The 14,812-nt window shown below is 40.3% G+C and carries 9 protein-coding genes; all 9 read right to left on the bottom strand.

The features are described 5' to 3' along the window. Positions 1–55: 55 nt before the first annotated feature. The 9 genes from BV60_RS0111905 to BV60_RS0111945 all read right to left on the bottom strand — a co-directional run bounded on the left by BV60_RS0111905 (position 56) and on the right by BV60_RS0111945 (position 14,804). On the bottom strand, positions 56–1,546 hold the full coding sequence (locus BV60_RS0111905) for an ArnT family glycosyltransferase (protein WP_029322061.1): 1,491 nt from the start codon (positions 1,544–1,546) through the stop codon (positions 56–58). Between the two features lie 182 nt (positions 1,547–1,728). After that, positions 1,729–2,007, bottom strand: coding sequence for an HU family DNA-binding protein (locus tag BV60_RS0111910; RefSeq protein WP_022761419.1), 279 nt, complete (start codon positions 2,005–2,007; stop codon positions 1,729–1,731). Between the two features lie 191 nt (positions 2,008–2,198). Beyond that, on the bottom strand, positions 2,199–3,620 hold the full coding sequence (locus tag BV60_RS0111915) for an amidophosphoribosyltransferase (protein WP_029322063.1): 1,422 nt from the start codon (positions 3,618–3,620) through the stop codon (positions 2,199–2,201). Between the two features lie 125 nt (positions 3,621–3,745). Further along, positions 3,746–4,864 (bottom strand): glucose-1-phosphate adenylyltransferase subunit GlgD, encoded by a 1,119-nt coding sequence (glgD, locus tag BV60_RS0111920; RefSeq protein WP_029322065.1) that lies wholly within the window; start codon positions 4,862–4,864, stop codon positions 3,746–3,748. After that, positions 4,864–6,006 carry a glucose-1-phosphate adenylyltransferase gene (locus BV60_RS0111925; protein ID WP_029322067.1) on the bottom strand — a complete coding sequence of 381 codons (1,143 nt, stop codon included), beginning with the start codon at positions 6,004–6,006 and terminating at the stop codon, positions 4,864–4,866. Before BV60_RS0111925 ends, glgD begins: the two co-directional genes overlap by 1 nt. 158 nt (positions 6,007–6,164) lie before the next feature. Next, a complete protein-coding gene (locus BV60_RS0111930; RefSeq protein ID WP_051656694.1) occupies positions 6,165–7,850 on the bottom strand; it encodes an extracellular solute-binding protein in 1,686 nt (561 codons plus the stop codon). 65 nt (positions 7,851–7,915) lie between these two features. Next, positions 7,916–9,238 (bottom strand): glycoside hydrolase family 27 protein, encoded by a 1,323-nt coding sequence (locus BV60_RS0111935; RefSeq protein WP_029322071.1) that lies wholly within the window; start codon positions 9,236–9,238, stop codon positions 7,916–7,918. A gap of 503 nt (positions 9,239–9,741) precedes the next feature. Continuing rightward, a complete protein-coding gene (locus tag BV60_RS22030) occupies positions 9,742–10,200 on the bottom strand; it encodes a CAP domain-containing protein (RefSeq protein WP_051656695.1) in 459 nt (152 codons plus the stop codon). 464 nt (positions 10,201–10,664) lie between these two features. Continuing rightward, positions 10,665–14,804 carry a hypothetical protein gene (locus tag BV60_RS0111945; protein WP_029322075.1) on the bottom strand — a complete coding sequence of 1,380 codons (4,140 nt, stop codon included), beginning with the start codon at positions 14,802–14,804 and terminating at the stop codon, positions 10,665–10,667. Between the last annotated feature and the right edge of the window lie 8 nt (positions 14,805–14,812).

Below are 14,812 nucleotides of genomic sequence, written 5' to 3' on the forward strand. Positions count from 1 at the left end.
ATAATATTCTTTTTATAAATGAGAATACTGGCAAAAACATGGTAAAACAGTATGATCAATACATATCATTGCTGAAAATAAGATAAGAATTATCATGTAGTATGACATGTCCTGTCAGTACCCCCGCATAGTCATCCCATAAATCCTTATCAATTATCAAAATGGAATCAGGGTCACTTAAGAAATTATCAACCGTTCCGTCTACCGGAATCACATCAAGATACATCTCAGCAGGTGCAACATATTCAGGCTCCCAATGGTCCGATACCTTTTTGTTTATTCTGAAATCGGAAATAAGGTACGCATTCTTACCAGCGTATGCATCTCCATACATAGCTGCAAATTCCTGAACGTCTTCCACAAATTCATCTACAGGATGTCCGCCCGTTCCCGCAAGGTTTACAGCCTTAACGATTGGGGTTATAAAAAACAGGCAAAGCGCAGCTGCTGCTACAGTAACCACCGCGTTTACAAGCACTTTCCTCTTTTTTGCATTATCTACACAGAATGCAAAAAGATTGGATGTGAGAATACACATTGCAAGCTGTGATGTGTAGGTATACCAGGTGAGGTAACTTTGTGTCAAAGCAAAAAAGGTTACCGGTACCACAGCCCATATTATGAAGAGATAATTATCACTGAAAAACTCTTTGATAAGATTCTTCTTTTCCGCATTTTGTCTGTCACTGGTAACGGCAAAAATAATTGCTGCCACAAGAAGTACCGCAAAAATAATTACTGTTTGTGAGGAAAGAAAATCAGTTATGGGGAGAAGATATTCCTGGTCCTTAGACGATACTCTGTCTACTACCTCTCCCACAAAGAGCGCATTTAAAAGTTCAAAGCCATCAAATGCAAATCTTTTTATCATCCACAACACAGGAATAACTGCTGCAAGAACTGCGGATAAAGCAACTCTTTTAACAGACAGGAATGCTTTTCTGATTTTAGGAATATAAAGCAGACCTATTATAAAAATGAGTGCGGCATGCGGTCCCTTACACATAAATGCAAGTCCGAGGAACAGTGCATAGACATACATTAAATCATACCTCTCTGCCATCATGTACAGAGAAAGCATCGCTGCGGTAAAGAACAGATTGTACATAGCATCCATTTCAGCTGCTCTGTACATATGGAATGTAAAGAAAGATGCGCTTGCTCCAAATAAAGCCGGGAAAACCGCTGCTGAAAAAGCACCTTTATTTTTATAAAGGAACAATGAGATCAAAACACAGGTAAGGATTCCTGATAGTGCCGACGGAAATCTTGCTGCAAAGGCACTCACTCCGAAGGTCTTAAAAGACAGCACCATGGCGTCAAGACAGATGGGCGGCTTGGAATTAAAGTAATCAGCCGCATATCGATATGTATTAATTATCCAGTTTCCCTGCTTAAACATCTCATATGCATTGGTCGCATGATATGCTTCATCTGTCTGTATCAGATATCCCTTCCCCAGATTATGAAAAATCATATACCCATCAACCAGGATGAATATAATCATCAAAGAAAACAAGACAACATTTTTAAAACCTTTTTTCATACAATCCCCTAAATAATTCCCAAAAACTTTTTTTAGTTGTAAAAACAACAAATCACAACAATTATACATCCACAATCCCCATAGTACAATATATTGTGGTTACACGCTTATGTGTCATTTTTACTGCAAAAAACAGAAAAACCGGTAGTCTGTGATGACTACCGGTCCTTCAAAATGTTTAATTATTTCTTATTAACAAGATCTTTAAGAGCCTTACCAGCCTTGAACTTAGGAGCTACAGAAGCAGGGATCTTGATGCTTTCGCCTGTCTGAGGGTTCTTACCTGTTCTAGCTGCTCTCTTTGTTGTCTCGAATGTACCAAAGCCAACAAGCTGAACTTTATCCTTCTTCTTAAGCTGCTTTGAAACAACATCAACAAAAGCCTTAACAGCCTTCTCAGAATCCTTCTTTGAAAGGCCGGTCTCCTTTGCGATTGCTTCTACTAATTCTGTCTTGTTCATAATGTTTTCCTCCAAATATAAGAAAATTTGACTACATTGACTATACTAGCACCCGAAAAGCCATAAAACAAGCCTTTTCCGAGAAAAAACGTCTGATTTTTCACTATTTATGCGCTTTTTGGTGAAAGTAGTCAAAAAATTCCAAGTATTCTTGTGAAAAACAGATATTGAAACTTATATTAATTCTAGATTTACTCCTTACCACTCCAACAATAAGTGCAAAGCTTACAGGGTTCTATAGGAATAGCTTCAACCATGTCATCAAGTCTGTGATAATGAAGTGATGTGAAATTGAGTTCCTTTCTGATTTCTTCAAGCATAGCATCGTACTGAGGAGAATCGGGATCTGTATATTTTCTTACAGTTTCTTCACCGGGCTTTGGATAACCTTCAAGTTTCTCGATAACTCTTCTTGTGATAAGCTCCATTTCAGAGTTCGATCTTGAGAAGTTGAGATATTTACAGCCGTAGATAAGAGGCGGGCATGCAGGTCTTATGTGAACTTCTTTTGCACCGCTCTTATATAAAAATTCTGTGGTTTCCCTAAGCTGTGTTCCTCGTACAATAGAGTCATCAATAAGAAGAAGGCTCTTATTATTTATAAGCTTGTTTACCGGAATCAGCTTCATCTTGGCAATAAGATCACGTCTTGACTGAATTGTAGGCATAAAGGATCTTGGCCAGGTTGGTGTATATTTTACAAAAGGTCTTGAATATGGTATTCCCGATGCATTTGAGTAACCGATTGCATGTGCCACACCTGAATCCGGTACGCCTGCTACAATATCGGGATGCAGGCCCCTTTGCATGTCACGCTGTGCAAGCTTTTTACCACAGCCATATCTGATATCTTCAACACTAAGTCCTTCATAGGTTGATGCAGGGAATCCGTAATATATCCACAGGAACGTACAGATTCGCATTTCATCAAAGGCAGGAGCAACTATCTCAACACTCTCCGGTGTTATATATGCTATCTCTCCGGGTCCCAGTTCTCTGTAAGGATCATAGCCCAGGTTTAAATATGAAAAGCTCTCGAAGCAGACACAATATCCATCATCCTTGTGGCCTATCTCCACAGGAGTCCTTCCGAATCTGTCTCTCGCAGCATAGATGCCTTCTGTAGTCATGAGGAGCAGAGTTAAGGATCCCTTTATAATCTCCTGTGCATATCTGATTCCCTCGACAATCGTAACCTTCTGATTGATTATCGATGCTACAAGCTCTGTCGGATTAATGTCTCCACCGCTCATCTCAAGGAAGTGGGATCTGTTATCAGCAAAAAGCTTATTTGTTATCTCCTCAATATTGTTGATCTTGCCAACAGTTGTGATCGCATATGTGCCGTGGTGTGATCTTACAATAAGTGGCTGAGGCTCGAAATCCGAAATACAACCTATCCCGAGATTTCCCTCCATTCTTAACATATCTTCTTCAAATTTTGGTCTGAAATATGATCTCTCGATATTGTGTATAGCACGATCAAAACCTCTTTTTCTGTCATACACTGCGAGACCGGCACGACGTGTGCCAAGATGAGAATGATAATCTGTTCCGTAGAAAAGATCAAAAACTGCGCTTTCACGCGAAGCAACACCAAAAAAACCGCCCATGAAAACCTCCGGATAAATGATTGTCCTATTAACATTACGGAAAACATCATATCACAAAGATTGGCGAATGTGTAAAAAAACTCCTGACATCGGAAACTTAATTCCATTGTCAGGAGTCTTGTTTTTTATAAAATGTCGTTTCGTCTTACGTATGCAGGTGTGGAGGATGTGGATACTACCTTCTTCACATTCTTGATATCTGCCCACTTGTCGACAACAGCGTTTTCAACATATACGCCATCAGCAATATCGGAGTATGCAAGAATAATAGAATTCTTGATCACTGCTCCCTTACCTATGTGAACATTACGTCCGATGATCGAGTTCTCTACAGTACCTTCAATAAGGCAGGCATTTGAAACCAGTGAATTGGTTACCTTAGAGCCACTGAAGTACTTGGAAGGACAAGCATCTGTTGTTCTGGTATAAAACGGCCAGTCAGTCTTAAAGAAGTCCATTGCCACAGGATACTGAAGGAGCTCCATGTTTGCCTTGTAATAATCATCAAGGCTTGTGATTGCTGCAAAATATCCTTTGTGCTGATATCCTCTTACATCCAGATCATTGCAGTGAAGAGCTATGATATCCGCAAGTGAATAAGCCGATGACTCTCTCTTAGCTTTGTTTATCAGGTAAACAAACATCTCCTTGGACATAACATAGGTGTCCATGCTGATGTTCTTATCCTTTGCAGTTCCCATATTGCGCTCAATGCTCTGAACGCCCTTCTGCTTATTAAGAGTGATGCAATTGCAACCTCTGAAGTATTCCTTAGCATTATCTACCTTGTGGTAGAGAACAGTAATATCTGTGCCCGACTCGATATGTGTATCGATAAGCTCCTGATAATTCTGTTTATATACCATATAGCTTGGAGCAATAACAACATAGTCCTGAGGCATACGCTCTATCTGCTCGATATTCTCAAGATAAGCACTGATATCTGTATTATAGATTGAGCTTGCGCCGTTGTTCTGTGTGAACATCAGCTGAATCTTGCCTCGTTTTGAGTTGATGTTGTAATGACGTCCCGATCTGATATGCTCTACTATGGAGCGGGGTCTGCTGTTCAAATATACATGGATTCTGTCAAATCCGCTGTTAGACATATTTGAAATCGGGAAATCGATTACACGAAAACGTCCGAGGAAAGCAAAAGCTCCGATAGGTCTGTAATCGTGAAGTCCTTCTACCCTGATATAGTTTGCGGCGGAGTTGATCACACCAAATGCTTTACCTGCCATTATTTCTCCTCCCCCTTAACATTTTTGGAAACAAGTAAAATCTCTTCACTGTTCTTATCACCAACCTTGGCATTTTTGCCAATACGAACATTATCGGCAACAAGCGCTCTTGTCACTGTTGCGCCTTCCAGAACAGTTGCACCGGGCATAAGAACGGAATCAATTACCTTTGCACCGGGAGCAATCTTAACACTTGAAAAGATAACGGAATTTTTAACCTCTCCGCCAATTGCCGCACCCTGATTGATATATGCTCTGTCAATCTTTGCAGACTCTGCAATATAAGCAGGTGTCATACCTGTATCCTCTGAATAAATCTTCCATGAGGTATCGTCGAGATCAAGCTCTGTCTTGTTCTCCAGAAGGTCCATATTAGCCTCCCAAAGAGAATCGATTGTTCCTACATCCTTCCAGTAGCCTGAGAACTCATAAGCATAAAGAGCCCTACCTTCATTAAGCATAACCGGGATAAAATCCTTACCAAAGTCATGACTTGAATCAGGATTCTTCATATCCTCGATAAGCATCTTACGCATAGTCTTCCAGTTAAAGATATAGATACCCATTGATGCAAGATTACTCTTCGGCTTTGCCGGTTTTTCTTCAAATTCGACAATGCGCTTGTCCTTATCAGTATTCATGATACCGAAACGACTTGCCTCCTTAATAGGCACGCCTCTTACGGCAATTGTAGCATCAGCTTTGTTTGCCTTATGGAAATCGAGCATCTTGTCATAATTCATTTTGTAAATGTGATCTCCGGAAAGAACAAGCAAATACTCCGGATCATAAGCATCGATGAAATCGATATTCTGAGAAATAGCATCCGCTGTTCCACGATAGACATCAAGTCCTGAATCAGCCTTTTCTCTAGGTGTAAGAACAAATACGCCACTGTCCTTGGTATCAAGTCCCCAGCGTCCGCCGGCTGCAACATAGCTGTTCAGAAGAACTGATTCATACTGTGTAAGAACTCCTACTATATCTATTCCGCTGTTAGCGCAATTGCTAAGCGGGAAGTCGATTATACGATATTTTCCGCCATATGCCACTGCAGGTTTTGCAACCTTATTTGTGAGCTCATGAAGACGGCTTCCCCTGCCTCCGGCAAGGATCATAGCCAACATATTAGTTTGAGCCATATCATTTCCCCCTGTATTTATTAAATATTTATAATCACATTCTAAGCGTTTTGCACAATATTTTCAATAAAAAAACATGCATTTAAGCACATTTTAAGCTAAAAGTTAAAAAATACACATACTTCTGTTGCAAATTAACAACAGAGTATGTGTATTCATTATTTGTAAAGTGAATTAATCTGCATCTGGAGTTCGGATATTATATCATCTATCCCCTCAAGTGCAAGATCCTCCTGCATTGAGGAAACAATACTTTCAGCTGTTCCGTTGTACTTTCCGTAACTAATCTCTTGCATATAGTCATTGTATATCTGGTTGCATTTTTCAACCTTGGCCAAAATCTCGGAATCATCCGGAACAAACTGACTATAGGGATAATCCGTTTTTTTCTTTTCATATATGGAATATATTTCATCTATAACATCCCAGTTAGTCTCTGCATCACGTATTTCAATAGAATCGTTTCTGCCCCACCAGAAATTTGTGGTGCCATTTATGTTATCACACTCAGGATCAAAGCCTTCAGGTTTTCCCCTTAGTCCTTCTTCATTGATGATATAGGATACTCCCTCTATTCCATAGCAGAGAAGCTTATAGCAGGCAACGTCATTTCGTAAAAGATCATATACCATAAGTGCTCTCTCCGGATTATCGGAAGCAGCCGAAACTGCCATGGCTCCATGCGTGATCGTGGTGGCAATAAGATTGTTATTTTCAATTCCAAACGGGAAAAAGCCGGACTTCGCATCAGGATTGTCAATATAAAGCTGGTTTTCCTCATTATCCGAGCAGATATTTGCAAAGGTCTGAGTATGATGCTGCTCTGCTGCCACAATTCCTTTTCTGTATTCGGAGCGGTTATCATTTTCGGTGTTTGTCAGTACATTTGAAGGCCACACTCCCATTCTGTCCCATTTTTTCATAAGCTCCGCATATTCAACGTAAGCATCGGTATCTTTCATGATAGGTGCATAAATTGTGTACGGATCATCAATGCTTCCGCCAAACATATTCGAATTGCACAGCCCATAGATTGGAATAAAATCCGTGTGTGAACTAAGCCACCCATCCGTCATGGTTATGTACTGCGTGCCATCCGCATCCCAGGGCACCTTTAATTCCTTATGGTTATCTATTACATATTTAAAATAATCCGTCAGATCATCCCAGCTTTTTACACCATCCTTCAAGCCTGCTTCCTTTGCAAAATCCATTCTGTAGATAAATCCGTGGTTGGTCCACTGTGTATAATTGTCCTCCGGCATAAAGTATATCGTGTCGTTAAATTTACACATGTCCCAATGCTCGGGAATGACGGTTTCATAAGTTCTGGGGGCATACCGCCTTAACATGCTTTCCGTAAGCGGAAGAAAGCACCCCTTTTTAACATTCTGCCAGCCTTCAAGCCAGTCGGTGGATGTTCCCACAAGGTCAATGCTTCCGTCCATAAGCGCAAGCTTATTATTATAGTTTTCAAGAAAATTATCCCATTCGATAAATTCTATATTTAGCTCTGCATTAACCTTTTCATCAAGGATTTCATTTAACTCTGCGATGGTCTGATGAAGTCTCTCCTCTGCTTTTCCTTTTGGCTTATCTCCAATCGTAAGGTACGTGATCACCACATGATCCGTGGTATCTATCCCTGATAAATCAAAGCCCTCATCCTCTTTTTCCTCCGAAAAATAATCTTCCGATAAGCTTTGCATTTCCTCGGATACAACAAATCCGCCTTCCCCTTTGTTTTTTTCCTCCGCTAACGCCGGATTTCCTTCGTTACCGCAGCCGATAAGGGAAGTTGACAATATTAAACTGAGCGTAAATGTAAGTACCTTTCTTATCATCAAACACCTCATCTGTAAATGCCGATTTTACCGGGAGTATTCCGGTCTATTGCCTTTTGGGGGAATCAACCTATTCTGTAAACTGTTACACCATGCGCAGGAACAGTCTTTCTTATTGCATCACCGTTTTTGTATGAAAAGGCTTCGACTTTTCCTTCCCACACATCTGTCATATCTATAGCATTTTCAAGGATTTCATCCTCATAAAGATCCTTTAAATCTAATTCTATTTCCTTCTCTTCGTCACTGAGATTAAATAAACCTACATGAATTTCAGTTTTATCTTCATCCTTGTTTTTCCAGACTGCCTCACTGTCTGTTCTTCTGACCTGTTCGCCATAGTGATGTCCGTCCATCACCTTCAAAAGCGCCTTATTGGTAAGATGCTTTACATCGATTTCTTCAAGCTTTGTCAATTCGCCGCCTATCATGAGCGGTGAACCGAACAGGCACCATAGGCTCATCATGGTCTTTATTTCATCATTTGTAAAATTAGATCTTCTCTCATCTCCAAAGCCGTAACCGACCATTCCTATCGGAAGCATATCACAATCAGGATAATTCCCCCTTGATGTACGCTTGTTCCAGGACTCACATCTATAGAACATTTCCTTTAAAAGTCTGTAATCATCCCAGAAATCGTCTGTAATTCTCCACATATTGGCATTTTCTTCATAGAAAAACGCCCTGTCCACATGAGCAGGTCCCGGAGAAAGTGACAGTACTATAGATCTTCCGGTCTTCTCTATAGCCCTGTGGATCATCTTTGTTTCTTCGTAACCACTGAACTTAATTCGCCCGTGATCAGGATATAAAAAGCTGTCGCAGATATCATCACATTTAATGAAATCAACACCCCAGTCAGCATACATTGCAATCAGATCATCATAGTAAGCCTGTCCTGCTTCATTTGCTCTTACTCCGTACATATCAGGATTCCAGCCACAGATTGACCATGCATCAGCTGCAATGTCACAGGTAAAATCCGTTCCGTGTATTTTGCATCTGTCATGAGCAGCCTGCCTCGGTATTCCTCTCATGATGTGAATTCCGAATTTAAGTCCCTTGGAATGAACATAATCAGCAAGATTCTTAAAGCCTGAGCCATCAGCTGATGAGGGAAATCTGTTCGGCGAGGGTTGAAACCTTCCGAATTCGTCCATCTCATCATCCCCAAAAGGAATGTACTGATAATCCTGTCTTCTGCTTCCGGCATCGTTAGAATACCACTCAATATCCACTACTATGTATTCATAGCCGAATTCCTTAAGATGCTCGGCCATGTAATCAGCATTGGCCTTTATTTCCGCCTCTGTAACCTTCGTGTCATAGTAATCGTAGCTGTTCCAGCCCATAGGCGGACGCTTTGCAAAATCATTCTTTTTCATACTTTTTCTCCCCACTTCGTCCTAAATAATACTGTTTAAAGCATTTGTTAATACGTTAATTATGTCATAAAAAACGCTATTTAGTTATAATATTTTTATAAATATCTCATTAAAGAAAGTGCTGCTGTCTTTAATTACGCCCAGCCCCTAGATATCCATTCGGAAATGTTTGTTTTCGTCTGTGGTGTGATTTTCTAAGACTCATAAATGAATAGCGCTCTCCTCTCAGCGTTGTTCGAAACAGTCGAGCGCTATTCATTTCTTCATCTTGAAAATCATCATCCTCGTCCGAGAACTGCGCATTTCCAAACGGATAACTTGGGGCTGGGCTGTCTATGAAAAAAGATCAGCAAAAAGCAAAAATCGAACTTCGTATATTATGACTTTGTTGAAAAAAACTATAAGAACATATATAAAGTCTCATAAGTATGTGCAAGAAAAAAAGGTTTCGCTCAGATGATCGATCAATCATCTGGAGAGAAACCCTTTTTCATCTTCAATATTCAGTTGAATTCACAGGCTATGTAGGCGATACCATTCTCGTCCTCGTAGCAGGCAATGCCTATTTGGGTGGAACCGCTTAGAAGATTTGCCCTGTGAGAAGGACTAAGATACCAGGCAGCCAGAATATTGAGCGTACCCTTTTCTTCTTCCTTATCAGCTCTGGCAAGGTTCTCTCCGTTGATTCCTGAACCCACCGTATACCACGCACTACCATCCGGTCTTGTATGAGCAAATTTCGTCTTCAGTTCACCTGCTCTGATCGCTGCCGACTGGTTTAGCGAATCATTCACGGTAAAAGCAGGGAGACCCAGCTCACCTCTCAGTGCGTTCATATACGCAACTACCTCACCTGTGTTTACAGTTTGAGCCCGCACCGTAATCCCTTTGCTGATAAAAACCATTACTACCAGACAAGTGATAAAGTGCAGCTTAAAAAGTACAGTCCTTACATTATTCATTTGTTTTTCCCCCTCAACAAAATCTCTTTAATGTAAAGAAATTTCTTATGTATCTATTATCGTACAAAAATTTCAAAATATTATAAAATAATTGTAAATTTTTGCCAAAATATATTTTTTTGTGATTTTTATGCTATGAATCACAAATTCGCCACACTCTTTTTGTGCATTTTGTCATATTCTGTTGTTACGGAAAACTTCAAAGTGGATGTTAATTTGGATCCAAATTTTCATAGACAGCCCCAAAGGTGTCCATTGGGAAATGTGCAGTTCTCGGACGAGGCGATGATTTCCAAAATAAAAAAACAGATAAATGCCGATTGCTCTGAATAACATGAAATGAGGCATTTATCTGTTTTTGAATTTATGGAAATCACAACGCAGACGAAAACAAACATTTCCGCATGGATATCTTGGGGCTGTACGTAAAGGCTGCCACTAGTGTGACAGCCTCTCTCTTGTTTTTAGTATTTTGTTTCCTTAAAGCCCGGAACAAGCAGTATTCCTATACAAAGTACAGCACTTATGAATGCGATTATAAATAACCAGGTAGTTTCCGAACCGGAAATACTAAGCACATCATTAAGTCTGACGTTGTTACTGCCGACTATTTCCTGCTGCATCGGTTCATCGATTGCAGAAATCGTGTCAGAGGTTCCTGTTCCTACTCCTTCTCCCGCTTCCACCTCATCAACAATCTTACCCTGACTTATAACCACGGTATAATCTGAAAGATGGGATAGAGGGAATCTGGCATATCCGTCTCCACTAACCAGAGTATCTACATCTTTCACAAGTTCCTTAGTCTCTTCGTTATAGTAATACAGGGTTGCATTCATTCCACTGTATGACTCTCCTACAGGAATTGAAATTGTAGCGTCAAATCCTAAATCTCCCGATGACTTCGTTGAAAACTCCACGTGTGGGTAAACTGAAACAACCTCACTTAATACTGTAGCCGGAATGTTCTTACTTCCAAGTATAACACCCATATCCATATCCCTTAAGGTATCTGTATGGATGTCACCGCCCCTGATTTCCCACTTCACATCATCTGCCATCTCATATCTGGTTACAAGATCTTTTCTTCCCGCCAGATTTTGCAGATATGTCTGAGGAATTGTTGACATACCGCTCATCTCAATTTCAATTATTGATCCGATATCGGCTTTAACAATCTCAGAAGAAATGTTTTTCCAACCGCTTGTTTCAATAGGACCGATTTTGGTACTGCCTGTCGCATTGAGAATGTATGGCTCTCTGCTTATTTCCTTCTCTGCGATTATATCTTTGGCAGATCCTGATGTTCCTGATGATGAGGATTTATCATCTGTTCCCTTGCCATTTTCCTTGCCTTGACCTCCGGATGATTTAGAGCCGTCTCCTCCGGATCCTGCTCCTGCACCTGCACCTGCACCTGCGCCCGATCCTGATCCTGCACCGCCTTCGCCTGTGCCCTTTCCCGCATCACCTCCGCCGCCACCTGCTATACCGTTTGGTGCGGGGGTAAGACCTTCTGATTTATCCTTACCTTCAGCCTTTTTTGCTTCCTCCTTAATTTCTTCCGTAACTTTCTTATCTACCTCTGCTTTGAATATTTCACTTGTATTTTCCACCTTATCGACAGCCATTACAAAGAAGTCATACTCCTTTGTTTTATCAAGATCATTTAAAACGTATGCAGCAATATAGGCATTGTCCTTTGAGTCTGTTACCTTGATCCTGATACCGGTTTTCATGACGTCTTCCTTTGTAGGTACGTCGTACTGCTTGGAAATATCTTCCTTATCCTTTTCACGGTAGAACAGGATGAAATAATCTATTCCGCTAAGCTCATCGGTACCGCCAAGGGCTGCAACTCTTTTTCCTTCCTTGTCCTTTGTAATAAGTGCGGATACCACAACAGGTTTTTCTGTATCATATATTATTGCGCCTGTTGAAATAGGTGTTTCATTTCCTGCCTTATCATACAGTAATGCATAAATATAATTCTTTTTATCAACCGTAATTACAGGTTTGTTTTTTGAAGAATAGGTCTTCCATGCGGTCGTATCATTAGCTGTGGCAGTTTTCAGTTCAGCTAAGGATGAATAAAATTTATCACTTATGTAATACTTAATGTAATCTTTTCCCGAAAGCTCATCCTCAAGAGAAATTTTGATTGTCTTTTCTTTTGCGGTACAAAATGCTGTTTCATCCTTTTTTCTGAATTTCTTACTTGTGTATTTATCTACTACTATTTTTCCGGTAGGCGCCTGTTTATCAATGTTGATGTTTAGTTGATAATTCTTTACCGTAGTAGAGTTTTTAAAATCAACCGATAATGAGTTTTTACCCTCATTCGTTATCTTTAGTGATTTAGCGTAATCATCTCTGCCATGGATACTGAGCATGTAGCCCGGTGCAGTTATCTCGACATCTGTATTAAACCATTCCTTATAGCTTCCGCCGTTATAAAGAACTCCGATATCGGTTCCTATGTAAATATCAAGTCCTGTAACCTTAATCGGAATCTCTGTCACAGTGTCGATTCCGGAAGCATCCATGAAATAGATTGTAAAGCTCTGATTGGTTCCTATGACTTTTCGAATGTAGTATTCGGCTTGAACTTTTGTAATAGTTCCGTTTGTTTCCTCAACCCTTGTCACTTTAAAGTCATCAGCACGAAGGTTTACACTACCCTCGTAGTATGAACTCATAGTGGGTTTTCCGTCATATAAAAGCTCAGGATATATAATGGAAACATCCTGCAGTTTTTGCATGATAGTTTTGCCTGTCTCTTTGTTTTTAAAGTACAGTACTACTTCCTGGTTTTTGCCCTTCTTATCATAGTTGACAAAATTTTTAAAAGCTGCACCCGGATCTGTTGAAATAGTATAATTCAGATCAACAGGATTTATTACTACAGATTGAACGTAGAGATCCTTTTTTACTGCTTCATTGTTGTAGGTAACTTCCAACGGCGGAACCACAACATCTTTTTCCAACACTCCGGTAAAGTTTCCCTTACCTTTTATTCTCAGCTTATAGCTGTCATCTGTGGAAGCAGCTGCGGGATTTGGTATATCCGGGACCTCGATATCATAGTCCTTACCCTCTTCAAGCTTATAAGTATCTCCCGAAGGTCTTTTATAAGTAACGGATATAATATCACTGTAGTTCGTAACCTTTTCGTAGTTAATATTGCCTAAGTAGAGAACATTTTCATCAATCGAAACTGTGATATCTTCGTCGCTCAATTCTCTGGGGCTTATTGAAGTCGTAAAATCCTTCGAAAGTTTCTTTGTATCCGTGCCCGAAGTATATTCTATTTCGTATGTAACATTTAAATCTATTCCGGCATCCGTAAAATAAAAGCTCTGCAAATCGGTAATTCGCTTAACAGAATCCACACCGGTAGTTCCGACAGCCGGGTCTGCAATGTTTTTCAAGATCAGCTGAGGCTCAGTGTTATATATAAGTCCTGTTGCAACCTCCAGAGGTTCGTCAAAGAACTCGGTAAAAGCATGGTCTCCTATTTCAATCGCAGAGGCGATAAGCTTTACCTTTTTTCCTGTTGTGGAATTCTGAAGATAAACAGTAGGAGATGTCATTCCGGCTTCAGTGTAAATAAGAGAACTTGTGTAGCTTCCATCCTCTGAAAGGCTAATCTCATAACCGTCAGCAGAAAGCTCTACCTTACCCGCATAACTGCTCTCCTTTTCTTTCACACCGTTGTAGTACATCGTCACATCACTTACAACTATCTTCTTAGTAATAGTTCCTGTGAAGTTTCCCGAGCCCGTATAAGTGATAGTATATTCACTTCCGACTTCCGGTATTGAAGGTATGGATAGCTTATCCACGTCTGTTGTATAATCTGTTCCTTCTGTCAACATCGTGTCGTTGAAGCTGATGCTGAAAGGATCTGACGTAAATCCAAATGAGGATTCTGCATAGTCTATATCGCCTGACGAATTAATGCTCACCCCTTCTGCTGCAGTAAACTTAAGCAAATCAGCTGCCAAAGCATCAGGAAGGGATATTATTGGTGCATCTTCACCGAGTGGATACAGAGAATTGATATCTGTACTTGGCTCATCGGCTTCCTCTTCTGTATCAGAAGGATCAGGAATCAGACCCTCAGTATTGGTGTTTTCCTCCGAATTTGGATCAAAAGGATCCTCTTCATTATTTCGGGGATCCATGCCTCTCTCAAATTCCTCATTTTCGGGATCTAAGGCATCCTCATTTCCTTCTTCGTCAAAAGGATTGATTCTTCTATTCTGAAACTCTTCATTGTTATCCGATAATAAAGAGTCACTGTATTCATCAGCTTGTGTAACATCCATTACGCTTCCGCACACAAGACATACATTTTCACTGTTATACGTATGTGCTTCGGTTTTGGGATAATCCCTGCAGCCCTCAACCCCACAGGTAATGGTATGTGTACCGTCACCGTTATCGGTTGCGGATATATTATGCAAATGTTCTTCATACTCATCTGCAGAAGCAAACATGGAACCTATACCGGTACTTGTAGAAACAAGGCATATAACCACAAGCCCGATAAAGACTCTCTTTGCGCCGTTTTTCAGGCTTTTGAATTGTTTTCCGATCATAAAAAAAC

Origin of the sequence: Butyrivibrio sp. AE3004, from assembly GCF_000703165.1 — a bacterium.
In the GTDB taxonomy this organism is placed as follows: domain Bacteria; phylum Bacillota; class Clostridia; order Lachnospirales; family Lachnospiraceae; genus Butyrivibrio.